21 protein-coding genes are annotated in these 19390 nt (G+C 55.4%); 13 read left to right on the top strand and 8 right to left on the bottom strand.

The genetic code is table 11. The features are described from left to right. Window positions 1–381: 381 nt before the first annotated feature. Entirely contained in the window at window positions 382–582 is a 201-nt protein-coding gene (locus AC0KVQ_RS12805; RefSeq protein ID WP_473421553.1) for a hypothetical protein, read from the top strand. Window positions 583–594: 12 nt separating this feature from the next. Here the strand turns inward: AC0KVQ_RS12805 and AC0KVQ_RS12800 are convergent, their stop codons facing one another. Beyond that, window positions 595–1236 (bottom strand): class I SAM-dependent methyltransferase, encoded by a 642-nt coding sequence (locus AC0KVQ_RS12800; protein ID WP_473421552.1) that lies wholly within the window; start codon window positions 1234–1236, stop codon window positions 595–597. Window positions 1237–1297: 61 nt separating this feature from the next. Then, complete coding sequence (locus tag AC0KVQ_RS12795) at window positions 1298–1540, bottom strand: hypothetical protein (protein ID WP_473421551.1); 243 nt, start codon at window positions 1538–1540, stop codon at window positions 1298–1300. On the opposite strand from AC0KVQ_RS12795, the gene AC0KVQ_RS12790 reads away from it, so the two are divergent. Next, a complete protein-coding gene (locus AC0KVQ_RS12790; RefSeq protein WP_473421550.1) occupies window positions 1539–1775 on the top strand; it encodes a hypothetical protein in 237 nt (78 codons plus the stop codon). The two genes, AC0KVQ_RS12795 and AC0KVQ_RS12790, sit on opposite strands and share 2 nt — an antisense overlap. A gap of 150 nt (window positions 1776–1925) precedes the next feature. Here AC0KVQ_RS12790 and dinB read toward each other — a convergent pair whose 3' ends face one another. Continuing rightward, complete coding sequence (gene dinB / locus AC0KVQ_RS12785) at window positions 1926–3089, bottom strand: DNA polymerase IV (RefSeq protein WP_473421549.1); 1164 nt, start codon at window positions 3087–3089, stop codon at window positions 1926–1928. Between the two features lie 681 nt (window positions 3090–3770). Between dinB and AC0KVQ_RS12780 the strand changes: the two genes are divergently transcribed. Beyond that, a complete protein-coding gene (locus AC0KVQ_RS12780) occupies window positions 3771–4526 on the top strand; it encodes a GntR family transcriptional regulator (RefSeq protein ID WP_473421548.1) in 756 nt (251 codons plus the stop codon). 151 nt (window positions 4527–4677) lie between these two features. Continuing rightward, the gene (locus AC0KVQ_RS12775; protein ID WP_473421547.1) at window positions 4678–5328 is read left to right on the top strand and encodes a GntR family transcriptional regulator; all 651 of its coding nucleotides are present in this window, start codon (window positions 4678–4680) and stop codon (window positions 5326–5328) included. A gap of 42 nt (window positions 5329–5370) precedes the next feature. Here the strand turns inward: AC0KVQ_RS12775 and uxaC are convergent, their stop codons facing one another. From uxaC to manD, 3 genes are all read right to left on the bottom strand, one after another. After that, window positions 5371–6789, bottom strand: coding sequence for a glucuronate isomerase (gene uxaC / locus AC0KVQ_RS12770; RefSeq protein WP_473421546.1), 1419 nt, complete (start codon window positions 6787–6789; stop codon window positions 5371–5373). Window positions 6790–6884: 95 nt separating this feature from the next. Next, window positions 6885–8333, bottom strand: a complete 1449-nt coding sequence (locus AC0KVQ_RS12765; RefSeq protein ID WP_473421545.1) for a mannitol dehydrogenase family protein — start codon at window positions 8331–8333, stop codon at window positions 6885–6887. 223 nt (window positions 8334–8556) lie between these two features. Then, the gene (gene manD / locus AC0KVQ_RS12760; protein WP_473421544.1) at window positions 8557–9762 is read right to left on the bottom strand and encodes a D-mannonate dehydratase ManD; all 1206 of its coding nucleotides are present in this window, start codon (window positions 9760–9762) and stop codon (window positions 8557–8559) included. 250 nt (window positions 9763–10012) lie between these two features. On the opposite strand from manD, the gene AC0KVQ_RS12755 reads away from it, so the two are divergent. The 8 genes from AC0KVQ_RS12755 (at window position 10013) to AC0KVQ_RS12720 (ending at window position 16465) form a co-directional block, all read left to right on the top strand. Further along, window positions 10013–10987, top strand: a complete 975-nt coding sequence (locus tag AC0KVQ_RS12755; protein ID WP_473421543.1) for a C4-dicarboxylate TRAP transporter substrate-binding protein — start codon at window positions 10013–10015, stop codon at window positions 10985–10987. A 10-nt stretch (window positions 10988–10997) separates the two neighbouring features. Then, complete coding sequence (locus tag AC0KVQ_RS12750; RefSeq protein WP_473421542.1) at window positions 10998–11489, top strand: TRAP transporter small permease; 492 nt, start codon at window positions 10998–11000, stop codon at window positions 11487–11489. Next, complete coding sequence (locus AC0KVQ_RS12745) at window positions 11490–12776, top strand: TRAP transporter large permease (protein WP_473421541.1); 1287 nt, start codon at window positions 11490–11492, stop codon at window positions 12774–12776. 233 nt (window positions 12777–13009) lie between these two features. Beyond that, a complete protein-coding gene (locus AC0KVQ_RS12740) occupies window positions 13010–13315 on the top strand; it encodes an ArsR/SmtB family transcription factor (RefSeq protein WP_473421540.1) in 306 nt (101 codons plus the stop codon). Between the two features lie 93 nt (window positions 13316–13408). Continuing rightward, entirely contained in the window at window positions 13409–13696 is a 288-nt protein-coding gene (locus AC0KVQ_RS12735; protein ID WP_473421539.1) for an arsenic resistance protein, read from the top strand. 95 nt (window positions 13697–13791) lie between these two features. Continuing rightward, window positions 13792–14217 (top strand): arsenate reductase (glutaredoxin), encoded by a 426-nt coding sequence (gene arsC / locus AC0KVQ_RS12730; RefSeq protein WP_473421538.1) that lies wholly within the window; start codon window positions 13792–13794, stop codon window positions 14215–14217. Window positions 14218–14233: 16 nt separating this feature from the next. Continuing rightward, window positions 14234–15526 carry a hypothetical protein gene (locus tag AC0KVQ_RS12725; RefSeq protein WP_473421537.1) on the top strand — a complete coding sequence of 431 codons (1293 nt, stop codon included), beginning with the start codon at window positions 14234–14236 and terminating at the stop codon, window positions 15524–15526. A gap of 165 nt (window positions 15527–15691) precedes the next feature. Next, on the top strand, window positions 15692–16465 hold the full coding sequence (locus AC0KVQ_RS12720) for a class II glutamine amidotransferase (protein WP_473421536.1): 774 nt from the start codon (window positions 15692–15694) through the stop codon (window positions 16463–16465). Window positions 16466–16887: 422 nt separating this feature from the next. Here the strand turns inward: AC0KVQ_RS12720 and AC0KVQ_RS12715 are convergent, their stop codons facing one another. Further along, window positions 16888–17703: an RNA methyltransferase gene (locus tag AC0KVQ_RS12715; RefSeq protein WP_473421535.1), complete on the bottom strand. Its 816-nt coding sequence runs from the start codon at window positions 17701–17703 to the stop codon at window positions 16888–16890. A 103-nt stretch (window positions 17704–17806) separates the two neighbouring features. Here AC0KVQ_RS12715 and AC0KVQ_RS12710 point away from each other — a divergent pair, with 103 nt between their 5' ends. Continuing rightward, on the top strand, window positions 17807–18586 hold the full coding sequence (locus tag AC0KVQ_RS12710) for an inositol monophosphatase family protein (protein WP_473421534.1): 780 nt from the start codon (window positions 17807–17809) through the stop codon (window positions 18584–18586). Between the two features lie 72 nt (window positions 18587–18658). On the opposite strand, the gene AC0KVQ_RS12705 is transcribed toward AC0KVQ_RS12710, so the two are convergent. Then, the gene (locus tag AC0KVQ_RS12705) at window positions 18659–19366 is read right to left on the bottom strand and encodes a DsbA family protein (RefSeq protein ID WP_473421533.1); all 708 of its coding nucleotides are present in this window, start codon (window positions 19364–19366) and stop codon (window positions 18659–18661) included. Between the last annotated feature and the right edge of the window lie 24 nt (window positions 19367–19390).

Below are 19390 nucleotides of genomic sequence, written 5' to 3'. Positions count from 1 at the left end.
TCGATCACCATGATCTCGGCGTTTTCACACAGGCGGCGCGCACGGGCAGCAAACGAGCCACCTGCTGCAACGCCACCGATAATCAACAGCTTGGAAGTGAAAGACATGGGGTTAATTCCTTGTGTCGAATGAAAAAATTACAGGCAGCCCGATTGTGTGCCGGGTTGCCGACAGCCTGAATCCCGATGGATCAAATAGTAGCCTATGCTACTTATATTTCCAATATATTTATAAATATAATGTAATTATTGTTTTTGTTTCTATCTGGAGAGTATTGCCTGGTTTGTTGCTGGCATTTGCCAAGCTGAAGGCGTCAAAAAAATAGTGAAATGACTGATGTGCAAGTGCTGGTTCACCGCCTTGCGAGGGAAATTACTTGTCGTGCGGTGTCTGCTGGTTTTACTGCCGTCACTGCCGGTGTGGTACTACCGCGTCTATCTGCTGCGGTTCTTTGCGGCCAAGCTGGTACTCGAAATCACAGGGCTGGATACACGTTATGCACACATTACGCGTGGGCTGGGTGGATCGGTATTGCTGATCATCGGCGGGGTGATGATCCAGAAACCGGACTGGCTGATGTGATCCGTTTCAGTTCTACGGTTTGATGGCACGCACGACCAGAAATGCACCCAATCCTGTGCCGGGTTTGACGGGTTCAATTTCTCCGTTCTGCGCCAGGGGTACAGACAATGTCTGCAACCAGACCTGATCGACAAATCCAGTGGTATCGAGCAGCTTGTCCACTTCGCTCGCCGAGAAAAAATGCGCATCGCAGTAGAATACGCTCTTGCTCTGGCGGGCCAGATAGCTTTGCCCCAATGGGCTTTCCCGGTCGATAAAGCCGATGATGATTGCCCCGCGTGGCCGCAGTACCCGCCACGCTTCCTGCAGCGCCAGATCAACGCTGTTCATGAAGCAGATGGCAGTAACTGCCAGCACGTAATCGAAGCAGGCATTGGCAAACGGCAGTGCTTCGGCCATGGCGCGGACCACCGCAATATGGCGGGCTTGGCAATGGCCCAGCATCTCCGCTACCGGATCAATTCCGAACCCAATCCCCAATGGGCCGGCAAAACGCCCGGTTCCCACGCCGATTTCCAGTCCGCGTCCTTCCAGCGGCAGCAGGGCACGCACAGCAAGCAACTCTGACAGGTAGGCCGCCTGGTGCTGCTCAAACCAGGCGTCGTAATCTTGATGCTGCGAGGCAAATGGCGCAGTTTTCAATGAATTGTGCATATGGGTCTCGGTTTTGGCCTGGTGTTGAAGGCTGCTTGAATGGTGGGTATATGTCCCGGGTTCAATGGCCAAAATGAAAGAGAGCGGTTTTGCCGATGCCCGCGAGCAACAGCAAGAATTGCCGCAATCCGGCCACAAACGTCATTTGTCGTGCAGACCGGGGATAAGGTCGGCGGTGGTAGTGCAAATTAAGCTGGCAGCAGACAACGCCCGATATATACGGTACCACGGCACGAATCTCTGCAAGCCAGAAGTGGACAACTACCACATCGGGCAGAGGGCCGTTGAGCAGCAGTGCCTTCATGCGACTGCAGCCGTTGCAGGAAAATGGCGAAATCGCCGATTTCCTGCGTAACGAGAAATGGCAACAAAACAACTTATCGGTGTGCCCGAAAAAACTTGACCACTACATTCCCCTACGCTGGCCTGTTTTTTCAAAATCTTTAACCCCGTTTTTCTTCCTCGCTCGTTTCATGGGTAGTGCAGTGCATTTCTGCAAAGGGATCGGTGTGGTACAAATCGGTGCTGACACGGGCTAACGTGGCGGCGCGGGCGCGAGCATTTGTCGTGGCATCGAAAAAGATGACCAGATTACCTCGGAAGCTGAAGTTGCCAAATGGGTCGAACAAGCCAAGACACTGCCGCGTATGCTGGAATATTGATGGGTCCCCTTGTGTAGCGGTACCTGATCATTCATCAAAAAAGAACAGTTCGCCCTGGATGGGGATGTGCAATGCTCCGCACTGTTGATTCGCATCCTCCAGCCCACTGACCCTTACGCCCAATAACCGCAACTTTTGATGCAGAGGAATTCGTTTCAGGCACTCGGTCGCCGCTTTACGGATTGCCAGCGCATCCGCCGTGGCGGTGGGTAGGGTCAAGTCACGGGTTACTGTGTGAAAATCAGCAAAGCGTAGCTTGATGCCGATAGTATGTCCGGCATAGCCTTTGCGCTTCAGATCATCGGCCACACGTTGGCAAAGGCTGGTAAATACATTCGACAGGGTGGCGCGATCCTGGCGCGGATGCAGATCACGCTCAAACGTGGTTTCCCGGCTGATCGATTTGGGTGCCGAATCGATGCAGAGTGGCCGCTCGTCCTTTCCCTGTGCCACATCGGCGAGCCAGCTGGCATAACTGCGGCCGAAGTGCCGCTGTAACAGCCCAAGATCCGCTTGCGCCAGATCGCCCACGGTATGGATGCCCAAGGAGTCCAGCTTGGCATTGGCCTTGGGGCCGATTCCGTTGATCTTGGATACGGCCAGTGGCCAGATTCGGCCTGGCAGATCCGCCGGGGTCAAGAGGGTCAGGCCATCCGGTTTGTCGAACTCTGATCCAATCTTGGCCAGCAATTTGTTGGGGGCAACGCAGATGGCGCAGGTTAGCCCGGTCGTCGTCCATACCGCTTGCTTGATACGCATGGCCAGCGCAGCGGAATCTCCAGCGACTTCGGTCAGGTCAATATAGATTTCATCAATACCGCGATCCTCAATCTGCGGTGCAATGCCTGCCACTGCTGCTTTGAATAGCCGGGAATAATGACGATACGAGTCAAAATCGACGGGCAGCAAAATGGCATCCGGCGCCAGTTGTGCTGCCTTCATCATTCCCATGGCCGAGAACACACCGAGCCTGCGCGCTTCATAAGTCGATGTGGTCACGACCCCGCGCCCGGCATATTCCCGCAAGCGCGCAAACTGGCGCGTGCCATCTGCCAGAATGACGGGTGCATGGTCGCGCCGGCCACCAACGACGACCGGCAGGCCACTCAACTCGGGATAACGCAACAACTCCACCGAAGCGAAGAACGCATCCATGTCCAGATGGGCAATACGGCGAGGCAGATCCATCATCACGCAGGCTAGGTGGCAAACTTCGAGTCGCCCGGTAGTGGCGAACTCAGCAAACAGTACGCAAACAATAATCTGGATTCACAAACACTGAGCGAACAACGGCAAAATGCATTGAAGCGAATCAGAGGCTTTATGAATTGAACGATCGTTCTATTTATGCCATGAATACCTCTGAATGGCAAGGCTATGCGCTAGGCTCTGTTGACGTTTGATTGTTTTTTACGCAAGCCCGCCAACTTGCCGGGGCGAGAAGCCAAGCGCAAGCAATACTGGTGTATTGCGAGCATTGGCGACAAAGCATTCGGCAAGATTGGCGGACTTGCCCTTCGGGCGGCTGGGTCTTTTGCTCCATTATGGCGTTATTTCCCACTTGCGGTACCTGTACCGCGGCCTGGGAAATGCCTTGTACTGGAGCAAAATACCCCAACCGCGTAAAAATTAATCAAATGTCAACAGAGCCTAGTGTATCTGGGTAACCATGCCAACCCTGGCAGTTATCGTGTAGACATTGACCCCGGCACAGCAGTCATTCGAATGGCGAGCGTGTTCTGATCTGCCGAATACCAGCCTGCGCCAGCTGCGTAAGTAACGTGCACCCGCTGACAGGCACTCTTGTCCATCACTTCCGAAATCTTGCACTCTCAGTGATATACTGGGATACCAATAGGAAGCATAAGGCAGATGGAACAAGTCCCCGGTCATAAAAATACAAGCAGGAAAACAGCATTCGGTCAGGCTGGTAGCATGGCGGCCCAGATTTACCGCCAGTTGCGCGAAGCAATCATCCGGGGAGATCTCGCGCCTGGCAAAGCCTTGTCAGAAGCGGAAATTGCTCGCCAATTTGCCACCAGCCGCCAACCCGTGCGAGAAGCGCTGATCAAACTGTCTGAAGCGAAGCTGATCATGATCCTGCCGCAACGCGGCACGTACATTGCCAAAATATCGGTTGAGGATGTTCTTGACGCCCGCTTTGTCCGCGAAGCAATTGAAGTTGCCATCGCCCGGGAAGCAGCGCTGACTGCTCCCACGGACCTGATCGATCAATTACGTCGCGTGATCACCCAACAAACAATCGCCGCCCAGCAAAATGATTGTGAAACCTTCCTGCGACTGGACGAAGAATTTCACCGCACCATCATTTTGTCTTCAGGCAATCAGCACGCGTGGCGTGTCACGGAAAGCATCAAGGCCCAGATGGACCGTCTGCGCTATCTCGGTCTGGATGACAGCCGCTCACTCTCACTGCTGATCGAACAGCACACCCGAATAACTGACGCGCTCGAAGCCCGCAATCCTGTCGCTGCGGCAGCAGCGGTACGAACGCATCTACGTGAAATCATCCTGTCGCTGCCCGACATCGCCGCACGTTTTCCGGAGCGTATCGAAAACTCCGGAGAAAACCCGTCACACCCAGAGGTCGCTGAGCGCGACCGCTAACGACCAGCCCAATGCCGGGTGCATTGTATCCATATGGAAAAGCATTACACCTGGTATGGTACAATCAGCTTATTCATTTTGAATGCATTCTTGGGAGTACATGTTGGATCACAGCAGCAAACGAATCTCGCGCTTGCAACCGCTGGTACCCATGTCCATTGGTACCCAGCTCTACCACCAGTTGCATGAGGCCATCATTCGCGGAGAGTTGCGCCCAGGTCAAGCATTGTCAGAATCCGAAATCAGCAAAAAACATTCGGTGAGCCGGCAACCAGTGCGTGAAGCCTTCATCAAACTGGCGGAAGAACGTCTGGTCACGGTTTTGCCGCAACGGGGGACGTTTGTCGTCAAGATCTCGGTTGCCGATGTCCTGGATTCACGATTTGTGCGCGAAGTGATTGAAGTCGCGGTGGTGCAGGAAGCAGCCATGCGTGCCTTGCCCGACAAGATCAAGGTGTTGCGCGACATCATCGCAGCACAAGCCAGCACACCACCAGGGCATAACGAAGAATTTCTGGCACTCGATGAAGACTTTCACCGCGAACTGGCCTATTCCGTGGGGCGCGCCCATGCCTGGCGAGTAATTGAGGGCGTCAAGGCGCAGATGGATCGCGTGCGCTACCTGAGCCTGGATGATGCTACACCTATCGCCCATATCATCGAACAGCATACCCGTATCGTGGACAGCATCGAGGCTGGCGATGCCACGGCCGCTGCTGCAGCCATGCGCACTCATCTGCGCGAGATCATCAAATCCTTGCCCAATATCGCAGAAAAGAATCCTGACGTATTCGAATCCTGAGCAAACCATGGCGGCATAACCGCCATGGTTTATGCGTTTTGATCAGCCTGTCTTACGTTCAAAATCGAAATAATGCATGGCATTGTGGTAGCAAATGCCCTCAATCACTTGCCTGAGCATCGACCAGTTTGCCGGGTACTCGCCTTCCTCCACCCACTCGCCGATCAGATTGCACAGAATCCGCCGGAAATATTCATGGCGGGGATAGGAAATGAACGAGCGGGAATCCGTCAGCATGCCGACAAACGCGCCCAGGCAGCCGAGATGCGCCAAAGCAGTCATCTGCCGGATCATGCCGTCCTTCTGGTCGTTGAACCACCAACCTGAACCGAACTGGATCTTTCCGGCACGACTGCCATCCTGGAAGTTGCCGATCATGGTTGCCAGGACTTCGTTATGGATCGGATTCAGGCAATACAGAATCGTTTTCGGCAGCAGGTCATCACGATCCAGCGCATCGAGCAATGCCGCCAGATTGTGCGAAATGGGCCGGTCGGCAATCGAATCGAAACCGGTATTGGGTCCGATCCGCTCCCGCATCTTGCTGTTGTTTGAACGCTGCGCGCCAATGTGCAGCTGCATGGCCCAGCCATTTTCCGCATAACGCCGGCCCAGATGCAGCAGGATGGCGGTACGGAATTGATCGATCTCGCGATCTGTGAGTAGTTGGCCATTCAATTTCTTGTCGAAGATGCCCCGCACATCCACATCGCTGGCGGCCTCGAAAAATACGCCATCATCCAGCCCGTGATCCGACACCACACAGCCGTGTGCCGCAAAGAATCCAATGCGCTGATCCAGTGCCCGCAACAGATCATCATACGAGGTGATACACATTGAGCTGGCCATCGCCAGCCGGGTCAGGTGTCGTGCATAGTCTGCCTGGCCGATATTGAGATACACATCAGGACGGAAGGTTGGCAGCACCCGGGTTTCGAATCCAAGTTTATGCAGGGCTGCGTGATAGAAAAGATCATCGGCCGGATCATCCGTGGTACAGACAACCTTGACGTTGGAACGTTGGATAAGTGCGCGCGGCAAAGCGTCCGGCTGCTGCAAACGTGCGTTGCAGGCCTGCCAGATTGCATCGGAACTCTCGCTGGAAATCAGTTCGTGAATGCCGAAATAGCGCTGAAGTTCGAGATGGCTCCAGTGATAGAGCGGATTGCCGACGCCCTGCGGCAGAATCTCGCAAAATTTCTTGAATTTGGCCTCGTCTTTTTGTTTCCCTGTGATGTATTCCTCACGCAGCCCGGCAGAGCGCATGAAACGCCATTTGTAGTGATCGCCACCCAGCCAGAGCTGAGTCATATTGGCAAACGGCTGGTTATCGTAAATTTCCTGGGGGGAAAGATGGCAGTGATAGTCCACCACAGGCAGGTGTTCGGCATATTCGTGATACAGCTTTTGTGCCGTGGATGATTTCAGCAGGAAATGCTCATCCATGAATGGCTTGGTCATGCTTATCCTCAATCCGGTTGGTGCAAAAAAGCTGGCGATTTCTGTCGCCAGCCTGTTGCGCCCCAATATGGGTTAGAACTTGTTCCTGGATAATTTCAAAGAGAGGCATTGATGCCTTTTTCGCTGCGCAGCCATTCAAATTTCTGCAGCACGGCCGCCACAAATGCGGCATTGGCGGGCAGGTCGGCACCGAAAATCTTCTCGATCCCCAGCAGGTTGGCCACGATTTCATCCGGTTTGTTGGAGAGCAATGCACAACGCACCAGTTCTTCACGCATCGGATCATTGATCGGCTGACCGGCATGCGCGCTTTTCACGATGAAATGAATCCAGGCAGCGACAGATGTCGCGATGGCGGGTGATGTCAGCCCCTTCGCAATACGCTCGCGCAGGGGTGCCAGCAAGCGCTGCGGCAATTTTTGCGAGCCATCCGAAGCAATCTGTGCCGTGAGGTGGCGCAAATTCGGATTGCGGAAGCGCTGCTTCAGGCTTTCCACGTAGTCCGCCGTATTCACGCCTTGTGGCGCGTGCAGCACTTCACGGATTTCCAGCCACAGGGTATCGAGCGTATCGGTGATCAGATCAAAACCCATGGCGGATGCCACGGTATCGCGATCAAACAGTTGGCCCAGATAAGCCAATGTCGAATGCGCACCATTGAGGCAGCGCAGCTTCATGTTTTCCCAGCATTCGATCTCGTTGGAGAAGATCCCGCCGCCAAGGGTCCAGTCGGGGCGACCCATGGTGAAGTTGTCTTCGATTACCCACTGCGAGAATTCTTCCGTCACCACTGGCCAGGCATCTTCCATCCCGATCAGCTCGTTCACCATCGCGCGGTCCGCATCGGTGGTTGCGGGCGTGATACGGTCTACCATGGTGCTGGGGAAGGCCACTTCTTTCTCGATCCAGGCCGCCAGTTCTGCATCGAATTCACGCGCAAAGCCGATGACCGCCTTGCGGGCCAGAATGCCGTTGGCCGGCAGGTTGTCGCAGCTCATCACGGTAAACGGCGCAATCTGCTGCTGACGGCGCAGATCGAGACCGCGCACGATCATGCCCAGAATCGTGGTGGGATGTTCCGGGTTGGCCAGATCGTTCTTGATCGGCTGTGCATTCAGGTTCAATTCGCCGGTTGCTGGATCCAGGTAATAACCCTTTTCCGTTACGGTGATGCTGACGATGCGAATCGCCGGATCGCTCATGCGTGTAACCACCTGATCCGCTTCTTCTGCGCCGCCAAACAATTCTGTAATCGAACCGATCACGCGCGCCTCATGAAAATCGGCACCACGCGCATACAACGTGTACAAGCCATCCTGTGGGGCCAGCGCATCTTTCATGTCGGCAGAAATGACACCTGCGCCAGCAATACCCCAGTTCAGATCGCCAGAGGACAGCACGGCATCGGTATACATGGCCTGATGCGCACGATGAAATGCCCCCAAACCCAGATGCAGTATGGAGGTGGTAACTTTGCTGCGATCATAAGCCGGACGTTTGATCGATTCAGGCAAATGCTGCAGGTTTTCATTGGACAAACGCATGGTGAACGATTCCTTGAGGTGAGAAGTTTCTTGTATGGAAGGCGTACCTTCCATACAAGTATTTGTATTTATGTTTGTGGTCGGAATGAGCCGGATTCATATCCGGGATAAAAATCAAAAATGAGCGATGGATTGATTCGACGAGTCGGATGAAACGCACCGCCCGATGCCGCGAAACAAATCCCTTTTCGGGAGGCAGCTATTCGCCGGCGCAGTCAATCAATTACCAGTTCCACAAGGTGCCGTCTTCCAGGCGCGCGACCGGCAGGTAAGCCGGTTCGTACGGGTACTTCTTGGCCAGTTCTTCGTCGAAGTCGATACCCAGGCCCGGCAACTCGCCCGGATGCATCAGGCCGTCGTCGAAGGTGTAGTTCACCTTGAACACGTCCAGCGTTTCGGCGTGGTAGCCCATGTATTCCTGCATGCCGAAGTTCGGGATTGCCAGATCGAAGTGCAGTGCCGCAGCCATACACACCGGGGAAAGATCCGACGGGCCGTGGCTGCCGGTACGCACCTGATACAGCGCGGCCAGGTCGGCGATGCGCTTCATGTGGGTGATACCGCCAGAGTGGGTGATGGTCATGCGGATGTAGTCGATCAGCTGCTCTTCGATCAGGTCCTTGCAGTCCCAGATCGAGTTGAACACTTCACCGACGGCGATCGGAGTGACGGTGTGCTGGCGGATCAGGCGGAACGCTTCCTGGTTTTCAGCCGGGGTCGGGTCTTCCATCCAGAACAGGCGGTAGTCTTCGATCGATTTACCGAGACGCGCGGCTTCGATCGGGGTCAGGCGGTGGTGCACATCGTGCAGCAGGTGAGTGTCGAAACCGAACTTGTCGCGGATCGCGGCAAACAGGTTCGGGACGAAATCGAGGTACTTCTCGGTCGACCAGACCTGTTCTTCCGGCCAACCCTTGGTGGCGGGTTCATACGCACCGCCCTTGGAGACGCCGTAGACCGACTTCATGCCCGGCACGCCGCACTGGGCACGGATCGCCTTGAAGCCCTTTTCCTTGTACTTGGCGAATGCGTCGAGCGTTTCCGGGATATCGCGGCCGGTAGCGTGGCTGTAAACGGTGACGCCTTCGCGCGAAGCGCCGCCCAGCAACTGGTAGACCGGCATGTTGGCGAGCTTGCCCTTGATATCCCACAGCGCCATGTCGACGGCAGCAATGGCGGACATGGTGACCGGGCCGCGGCGCCAGTACGCGCCCTTGTACAGATACTGCCAGGTGTCCTCGATCTTCTGCGGATCGCGGCCAATCAGCAGCGGGCAGACATGGTCCTGCAGGTAGCTGGCCACCGACAGTTCGCGGCCATTCAGCGTGCCATCCCCCCAGCCCACCACGCCTTCGTCAGTGGTGATCTTCAGGGTTACAAAATTACGGCCCGGACAACAAACAATGACTTTGGCGTCAACAATCTTCATCAGACATCTCCTATACAAGATACCGGTAAATTGGTATGGCAGTTTGCCGTTAATCGGCACAAAGTAACAAAAATCTTTGGCTTTTTAGTGTGAATCACCTAAAAAACGCTCAGATTTTGGGATGTAGCCTACTTTCTCATCGCTACAAAGCAGTTGCATTATCACAAAAAGCATACTACCATTCAAGCACTCTTTGGATGGGAAAAGCCAAAGCAGTCAGTTCAACCACCCGTGTGATCAAGGAAAAACCATGAAGAAGATCAAATTGCTGTCTTTTGCAGTGGCCTCTGTTCTCGTGTCTGCCAGCGCATATGCCGCTGATTTCAATCTGAACGTAAGTTCGGCGTTGACTATTGATGATCCGATGTTCAAGGGCTTGCAGCAATTCAAGGAAGGAGTGGAAAAGAATTCGGGAGGAAAAATCAGTGTAAAGCTGTTCCCAAGCTCACAGCTTGGCCCGGATGAGGATGTGCTGGAACAAGCGCGTGCCGGTGCAGGTGTTGCAGTGCTGGTCGACGGCGGCCGTCTGGCTCCGTTCGTCAAGGAGTTCGGCATTCTCGGCGCGCCTTATGTTGCCAGCGGCTTTGACGAAATGCGCAAAATCGTAACGTCCCCGCTGATGGAAGACTGGAACCAGAAGCTGCGCAAGGCCTCTGGCCACCAGATTTTCTCCTTCAACTGGTATCAGGGCGACCGCCATCTGTTGACTACCAAGCCAGTCAGCAAGCCGGCCGACCTCTCAGGCGTACGCATGCGCACGCCAGGTGCCCCGGTATGGCTGGAAACCGTACGTGCGCTCGGCGCGACCCCAACACCGATGCCTTGGGCTGAAACCTATTCCGCCCTGCAGATGAAAGCCATCGATGCGGCCGAAGCACAATCCCCTGCTACCTATGGCTCGCGCCTGTATGAAGTCGTCACCCATATCACCAAGACTGGCCACATCAGCCTGATCACTGGCCTGGTGGGTTCGAAGATTTGGTTCGACAAGTTGCCGGCCAACCTGCAGAAAGTGGTACGCGATGAAGCTTTGAAGGCCGGCGATATTGGCTCCAAGGCCACAATCGACTCAATCGCCAATTTCGAGAAGATGATGGCAGACAAGGGTGTCAAGGTTGTCAATGTCGATACCAAGCCGTTCGTGGAATCGACCAAGGTGGTTTACGACAAGCTCGGCTATACCGAACTGCGCAAGCAGGTCAATCAAGTGCTTGGCAAGAAGTAAGGGATAAGCCATGGCCAACATTCTTTTCAAGCTGGAGGAACGCCTGGCCATGGCGTTCTTCGCGGCAACTTCTATTTTTGTACTGATTGGAGCAGCAACTCGTACTGCTGGTTCGCCTGTAATCTGGGCGGTGGATTTGGCTCAACTCAGTTTCGCCTGGGCTTGTGTTTTAGGTGCTGATCTTGCTCTCAAAAAGAATATTCACATTGAAATTGATATTGTAATCAAGCACTTTTCGCGGTCTGTTCGGAAATTTCTCGCCATTGTCTGGATGATCGCCATCGCCATTTTTTTGGCTTTTTTAATCTGGTATGGTGCCAAGCTGACCCTGCAAAATGTGGAACGCATTCTGGGTGATGTAGGTATCAGTTATAGCTGGGTTACCGGAAGTATTCCGGTCGGCGCCTTGCTGATGCTGATTACGACGGTAACGCGTTTGTATCGCGGTTTGACAGGTCGCGAAACACTTTCTCTTGAAGGTCATGATGGAACGGTGATGTAAATGAGCGGCATTCTGACACTACTATTCTTGTTTCTGATGTTTATGGGCATGCCGGTTGCCTTTGCCATCGGTATTTCAGCGGTGATGTTCTATATCTTCGGGCCGGTACCACCAGAAATCGCCATTCAGAAAATTACTACTGCCACGCAATCTTTCCCTTTGCTGGCAGTGCCTCTGTTCGTGTTTGCCGGCCACCTGATGAATGCTTCAGGGATTACATCACGCCTAATTTTGTTGTCTACGGTACTGACAGGCTGGATGCGCGGAGGCTTGGCGCAGGTTGCGATTATGCTGAGCGCCTTGATGGGTGGGGTTTCCGGTTCGGCTGTAGCTGATGCGGCCATGGAAGCGCGCATTCTCGGCCCGGATATGCTTAAACAAGGCTATACCCGCGGCTATGCCAGCGCAGTGATCTCCGTTGGGTCTTTGATTACCGCAACGATTCCACCGAGTATTGGCCTGATCTTGTATGGCTTTATGGGTAACGTCTCCATTGGGCGCTTGTTTGTTGGCGGTGTGGTGCCAGGCGTAATGATGACGATTGTCCTGATGGGCACGGCCTACTTCGTCGCCTGCAAGCGCGATTACAAGCCAGAATTGGACAAAATTCCGTCCATAAAGGAAATTCTGACTCGGGCTTGGGAGTGCAAATGGGCCTTGATGTTCCCGATCTTGCTGATTGTCGGTATTCGTTATGGCATCTTCACCCCATCCGAGGCTGGTGCTTTTGCCGTTGCCTATGCCATTTTCGTCGGGATGTTCATTTACCGCGAGATGAAGCTTGAGAAGCTGATCGAAGCCTTGCGTCACAGCGTCAGCGATATTGGCATGATCATGCTGATCATCATGCTGTCCTCCATGATCGGCTACATGATCACGCTGGAAGCTGTTCCGCAAACTGCGGCATCTTTCCTGGTTGGCATTACCGATAACCGGATTGCTCTGATGATACTGCTGATCAGTTTCATTATCCTATTGGGCATGTTCCTGGAATCGACGGTAATCGTATTGCTGCTCACCCCGATCCTGATGCCGATCATCCAACGCGCCGGAATTGATCCTGTTCACTTTGGCTTGGTCATGATGACGTGCGTCACCTTAGGTGGCATGACTCCGCCAGTCGGCGTGGCCATGTTCACGGTATGTGGCATTTTGAAATGCCCGATGGATGAATATACGTGGGAAGCGCTACCGCTACTTGGTGCCGTGATTGCTTTGGTGATACTGATGATTGTCTGGCCGACCAGTGTTCTGTTCCTGCCCGATATGGTATTCGGGGCTAGCTAACCATTTAATTTATAAAAACTTCCTCTCCTTCCTGCTTGGGCCGGCGCATGTTCGCCGGCTTTTTTCATGGCTTGAGAAGCTGTTTTTTTTTGGATCATCAACTCTGGTGTTTGGGGGATGCCATAGATCAATATGTCCTGCGTGCTTATTATTTTTATATTTCAACAAATATTTAAATATTTCATTATGGAAAAAGAATCTGCTACCCGTATTTTTGAATCGCTGTCACCAGCGTGCGCTTGGATGTGTACCGCTTGCTGGTCAAGCGTGGTCCGGAAGGCATGGTCGCGTGCGAAATTGCCACGACACTAAATGTGCCGCCCACCAATCTTTCATTTCACCTCAAGGCACTGACGCAGGCGAAGCTGCTGACAGTGGAGCAGGAGGGGCGATTCCAGCGCTACTGTGCCAATATCCCGCTGATGCTCGATCTGATCGCTTACCTGACCGAAGAATGCTGTGCCGGGCATCCCGAGCAGTGCGCGGATTTGTGTGCGGCATCGCCGTGCTGCGATAGCCTGTTGCTCCTGCTGGGCTGATCCGGCCACTTTTTTGTGACGATATTTTAAATTTTGTTGAATCATTCAAATATTTAATAGGCATGTAAACGCAACAGCTGCAAAGGAGCTGAAATGGGATTGTCTGAGCGTTATCTCACGGTCTGGGTAGCACTGGGCATTCTGGCCGGGGTGGGATTGGGGCTCTTGATACCCGATGCCTTTCAGGCGATTGCCGCGCTGGAAATCGCGCATGTGAATCTGGTGGTGGCGGTGTTCATCTGGGTGATGATCTATCCGATGATGATCCAGATCGACTGGCATGCGGTGAAGAATGTTGGCAAGAAACCGCATGGCCTGATCCTGCTTGGCGTGGCGCTGCGCTGGCGACTGTCGTTGATGTGCTGGTCGAGGTGCTGGTGATGCTGTCGCTGGTGAAGATCGTCAATACCTGCAAACCGTGGTATGAGAGACGAGTTGCCTGATCCGTCAATCGTCAAATTATGGGAAATTCACAAATGAGCCAAGTAACCATCTATCACAACCCCGCCTGCGGCACGTCGCGCAATACACTGGCCATGATCCGCAATGCCGGGGTTGAACCACAGGTGATCCTTTATCTGGAAACCCCGCCCAGCCGCACCGAGCTGGTGACCATGATTGCCGCCAGCGGCCTGACGGTACGTGATGTCTTGCGCAAGCAGGGTACGCCCTATGATGATTTGGGGCTGGACGATCCAAAATGGAGCGACGACCAGTTGATCGATTTCATGCTACAGCACCCGATCCTGATCAATCGCCCGTTCGTGGTCACCGAATTGGGTACGCGCCTGTGCCGTCCATCCGAAGTGGTGCTGGATATTCTGCCGACTGCACAGCAAGCACCTTTTGCCAAGGAAGATGGTGAAGTGGTGGTCGATGCCGAGGGCAAGCGCGTCAAGTGAATGACGAGGTCAGTCCATGAGCGAGAACCCAACTCCCGTTCTGCACGTGTTTTACGGAACACCCTCGGCCGAGGCATTGAACCGGAGTTGTGTGTGCAGTTTCCTTGATCGTGCGGCATTGCTCCGGCAACTTGGTGCCGAAGGCGTGCTGCAAACGCATCCGAACCTGTTTTCCGCGACCACGGTGTTTATCTCGCCCGCGCAGCGCGAAGGCATGGAGGCGATTGTGCGAGCCGTGGAAGAACTGGTGGCATTGCCAGTCTGGCAGGCGCGCGTGCTGGCGCAGGCGCCTCAATCCGCCAGGCTGGATCACGGTCCGCGCAGCGTATTTTTCGGTTTTGACTTCCATCTGGGTGAAGCCGGGCCGCAGCTCATCGAGATCAACACCAATGCCGGCGGCTTTCTGCTCAATACCGCACTGGCGCGCGCGCAGCGTGCCTGCTGTGCCGAAGTCGAAGCGTTGCAGGTGCCCGCCACGGATCTGTCTGGGATCGAGGCCGAGTTGCTGGCCATGTTCGAAAATGAATGGCGTCTGCAGGGCAGGGCGGGCAGGCCGCGATGCATCGCAATTGTCGATGAATCTCCCGCCCAGCAGTTTCTTTATCCGGAATTTCTGCTGTTCCAGCAGCTGTTCGAGCGCGCCGGCATCCGTACCGTGATTGCTGATCTCCGCGAGCTGCGCTGGGATGGCAGTCGTCTGTTGCTGGGCAGCGAAGTGATCGATCTGGTCTATAACCGCCTGACGGATTTCTATTTGGAAACCCCTGAATGTACTGCGCTGCGCCAGGCGTTTGAGGCAGGCGCCGTGGTCGTCACCCCGCATCCGCGCGCGCATGCGCTGTATGCCGACAAGCGCCATCTGGCTGTTATGAGCGATGCGCAGCGACTGGCGGCGCTGGTTGTCTCAAAGACGAGTCAAGAAGTCTTGCTGGCCGGTGTGCCGCACACGCGGCTTGTCTCGCCCGCCAATGCCGATGTGTTGTGGGCGCAGCGCAAGGGTTTGTTCTTCAAGCCTGCGAGCGGTTTCGGTAGCCGTGCCGCTTACCGGGGCGACAAGCTCACGCACCGGGTCTGGCAGGAGATCCTGAGGGGTGATTATGTGGCACAGGCCATTGCGCCACCATCGGAGCGGCGTGTCGCGGTCGATAACGCGGCCAATGATCTGAAATACGATATCCGCGCCTATGTCTACAGCGGGCGCATCCAGTTGTTCGCCGCCCGCTTGTATACGGGGCAGACCACCAATTTCCGCACGCCCGGTGGCGGTTTTGCGCCGGTGTTTCTACTTGATGCTCATAGGCTGGCATAGCTGCAGGATTTGTACCGAGAACCGCATCTTTGACTCATGGTTGCCGGTGTCAGCCAGAAGGATGTATCCATGCGCGAAAATCGACAAGTGGTTGAGTGGGTGATGCATGGCGCTTGATGCGATAATTGCGTTTTCAGCCCGTATCAGGCAGCAAGGAAAACCGCCATGTGCCAATTGCTCGGCATGAACTGCAATGTTCCGACCGATATCGTGTTTTCGTTCGAGGGTTTTCATCGCCGCGGTGGTCTGACTGATCAGCATGCCGATGGCTGGGGCATCGCGTTTTTCGAGGAAGATGGCTGGCGTGTGTTTCTCGATCCGGAGCCGTCCGCGACTTCGCAGGTGGCACGTTTCGTGCGCGAATATCCGATCAAGAGCCGCAATGTGATCGCGCATATCCGCAAGGCAACGCAGGGCAAGGTGAGTCTGGCCAATACGCATCCGTTCCGGCGCGAGCTGTGGGGCAGGGAATGGATCTTTGCGCATAACGGTAATCTGGAGGGCATGCCGGATTGCACCGGGCTGCGTTTCCAGCCGATCGGCAACAGTGACAGCGAGCATGCTTTCTGCTGGCTGCTCGATCAGATTGCGCGCACCTTCCCGGTGGCACCGTCCGCCGAGGCACTCTATCCCTACCTGAAAGAATGGGCGGCGCAACTGGCCGCGAAGGGTACGTTCAATTTTCTGCTGGGCTGGCACGATACGCTGTTTGCCCACTGCAGCACGCAGCTCTGGTATATCGTGCGCCAGGCGCCGTTTACCGTGGCGCATCTGGCCGATGCCGATCTGGCCGTGGATTTTGCCGAGGTCACCACGCCTGATGATCGCGTGGCGGTGATTGCGACGCAGCCGCTGACCGATAACGAGCTCTGGACGCAATTCGAGTCGGGGCAGTTGCTGGCGTTTCGGGCGGGGAGCTTGTTGAGGATCTGTTCCTAGCCTTGCCCTGTGGCACATCTCACCCGTGTACGCGGTTATGGCGCGCATATCTTCTAGGGAGGAGGGTAAGACGGTCGCACGGTACTGCCTGCCGGGATTAGCCGGGCGTTCACTCCGGCAGGTGAGTCACTTTCTTTGCTTCTGCAAAGAAAGTAACCAAAGAAAGCAGCCCCCGGGCGGCCGGCGCTCCGCGCTGCCCTACGTCGGTCGCAAGCCAATTTTGCAAGCAAATTTGTCTTGCTCCACTCCTCGGCGGCCTTGAAGGGGTTTAGGGTGTTCTTGCATGTCTGTGAGTAGTCGGAAACGGAGATCAGGCACCATCCACGTTGTCATGGTGCCGGGGCGATGGTTGCTGCCCGATCAGACCGCAAGATGTGCACTCCAACTGGAGAACGGAGTACAAATCCAGCCCCCATACTTGCTTACTCTGCTTTTTTGTCCGTCACGTCTGATTTTCTGCCACTGCCATAGCGCGGATGGCTGGGGTCGTAGCGCTCGAACTCCACTGTTGCACGCAAGATGCCGCGCAGGATATCCACCTCTTCCTGTTCCAGTCCGGTGCGCTGGAACAGGCGGCGCAGGCGTGGCATCAGGCGCTTGGGGTGGGCGGGCTTGAGGAAGCCGATCTCGATCAGCGTTTCTTCCAGATGCTTGAAAAACAGCTCGGTATATTCATGGCTGGCGAGTTTGTGCGGTTCGGCCAGGTACGACACATCGTCGAGTACGCTGGCGCGCAGTTCGTAACACAGCACCTGCACGGCTTGCGACAGGTTCAGGCTGGAGTAATCCGGATTGGTCGGAATGGTGACCATGCGGTTGCACAGGCGCACTTCGTCGATGGTCAGTCCCGACATTTCCGTACCAAAGACCAGCGCGATCTGCGCATCGGCCTTGGCGTGTGCGATCAGCTCGGGCACAAGCTGGCGCGGTGTCTGCAGCGGCTGGGTGAGTTCGCGCCGTCGCGCGGTCATGGCGACTTGCAGGCTGGTGCCGGCCAGCGCTTCTTCGAGCGAGCCGACGACGATGGCGCCATCGAGCACGTCATCGGCGTTGCTGGCCATCGAGCGCGCCACCTCCGACGGATATTCCTTGGGGTTGACCAGATAGAGGTGGCGAAAGCCCATGGTCTTCATCGCCCGTGCCGTGGAGCCGATATTGCCCGGGTGTGAGGTGTGGGAAAGTACCACGCGAAACTGATCGAGGCAGGCGGTGGAATTGGTGGTGTCTGGTTTATTCATGAGCCGGGAAATGATAGAATCGCGTCGAAATTCAATTTGTTAGGTAAATGCCTGTCGCAAGAGGGGTGTTTGCCAAGTTCTTTAAAGCCAACAGGAAGAAGTCATGCATCCGATGCTGAACACCGCGGTGCGCGCTGCGCGCCGTGCTGCTGCCATTATCCAGCGCGCCTCCAATAATCTGGATCTCATCTCGCCCGAGAAAAAAGGCCACAACGATTTTGTGTCCGAGGTAGATCGTGCTGCCGAACAGGCCATTATCGAAACCATCCTCGAAGCCTATCCGAAGCACGCGATTCTAGCAGAGGAATCCGGCAGCCACGGCGATTCGGAATACGTGTGGATCGTCGATCCGCTCGATGGCACGACCAACTTCCTGCATGGTTTCCCTCAATACGCCGTCTCGATTGCCTTGATGCACAAGGGCGTGATCACCCAGGGCGTGGTGTATGATCCTTGCCGCAATGATCTGTTCACCGCCACCCGTGGCGTGGGCGCCTTCCTGAATGACCGCCGTCTGCGCGTTTCCAAAGTGCGCGAGTTGTCCGACGCGCTGGTAGGTACTGGCTTTCCCTATACCGATTTCAAGAATCTGGACACCTACCAGGCTATCTTCCGCGACATGACGCAAAAGGCTGGTGGTGTGCGCCGTCCAGGCGCTGCCGCGCTGGATCTGGCCTACGTGGCCTGCGGCCGTTTTGATGGTTTCTTCGAGTTTGGCCTGAAGCAGTGCGATCTGGCTGCCGGTTCGCTGCTGGTGACCGAGGCCGGTGGTCTGGTGACCGACTTCCATGGCGAAGAAGGCTACTTCGAAAGCGGCAACGTGCTCTGCGGCAACCCGCGTGTATTCGGCCAGATGTTGCAGGTGATTCGCCAGCACGTTTGACCTGACGTGTCGTCGGGATAGATAAAACGCCGTGTTCGTATGAACACGGCGTTTTTATTGGCGGGCGGCAGGTTATTCAGGCAGTCCACAGCTGTCTGATCTGCAGGAAAAGTCTTCTGCCGGTTTGGCGTTTGTGTTTGCGGGTAGTGCTTGCTTCAGCTGTTGGGCAAAGCCCTGCGGATTGCCCAACCAAGCACTGATATCCAGTCGTTCCAGCTTGCCATCGATTTCCAGTGCCAGCGTTGGAAACCCACGCCCGCCGATTGTCTGCAGCAAGTGCCGGCTGGCTGCGAGATGGCGCTCGGTTGCAGCGCCGGTCGAGGCCTGAAACGCCTTGTTGAACGCATCGGCATCCAGGCCAATCTCGATCGCCAGTTCCTGCAGGATTGCAAACTCGGCGATCTTGCGTCCTTCCACATAATGCGCGGTCTGGATGCGCTTGAGCAGTTCCAGCCCATGCCCGCCGAGCGCGTCGGCGGCCAGAATGGCCGTGATGGGTGGTGTGGAATCAAATACCGCGTTCTGATCCAGCAACAAGCCGTTGAAATAGGCATCGCCAAACGGCTGGCCGCTCATGCGCGCGATGGTGGCATCGTGCTGCATCACGTAACTGCGAAGTTGCGGCGTGACCTGTTGACGGTTGGCTCCGGACATCATGCCGCCAGCGTGCAGTACGATTTGCAAGCCCGGAATTTGCAGGGCGGCCGACAGCAACGGCGCCGCCGCATAGCACCAGCCGCAAAACGGATCGTGGATATAGTGCAGGGTAGGGTGGGGCATGATGTCTCCTGATCGCTTTGAACC

Source organism: Formivibrio sp. oc-25 (genome assembly GCF_055810895.1).
The sequence above is the reverse complement of the archived record's forward strand: the minus strand, read 5'-3'. Positions and strand labels throughout refer to the sequence as shown.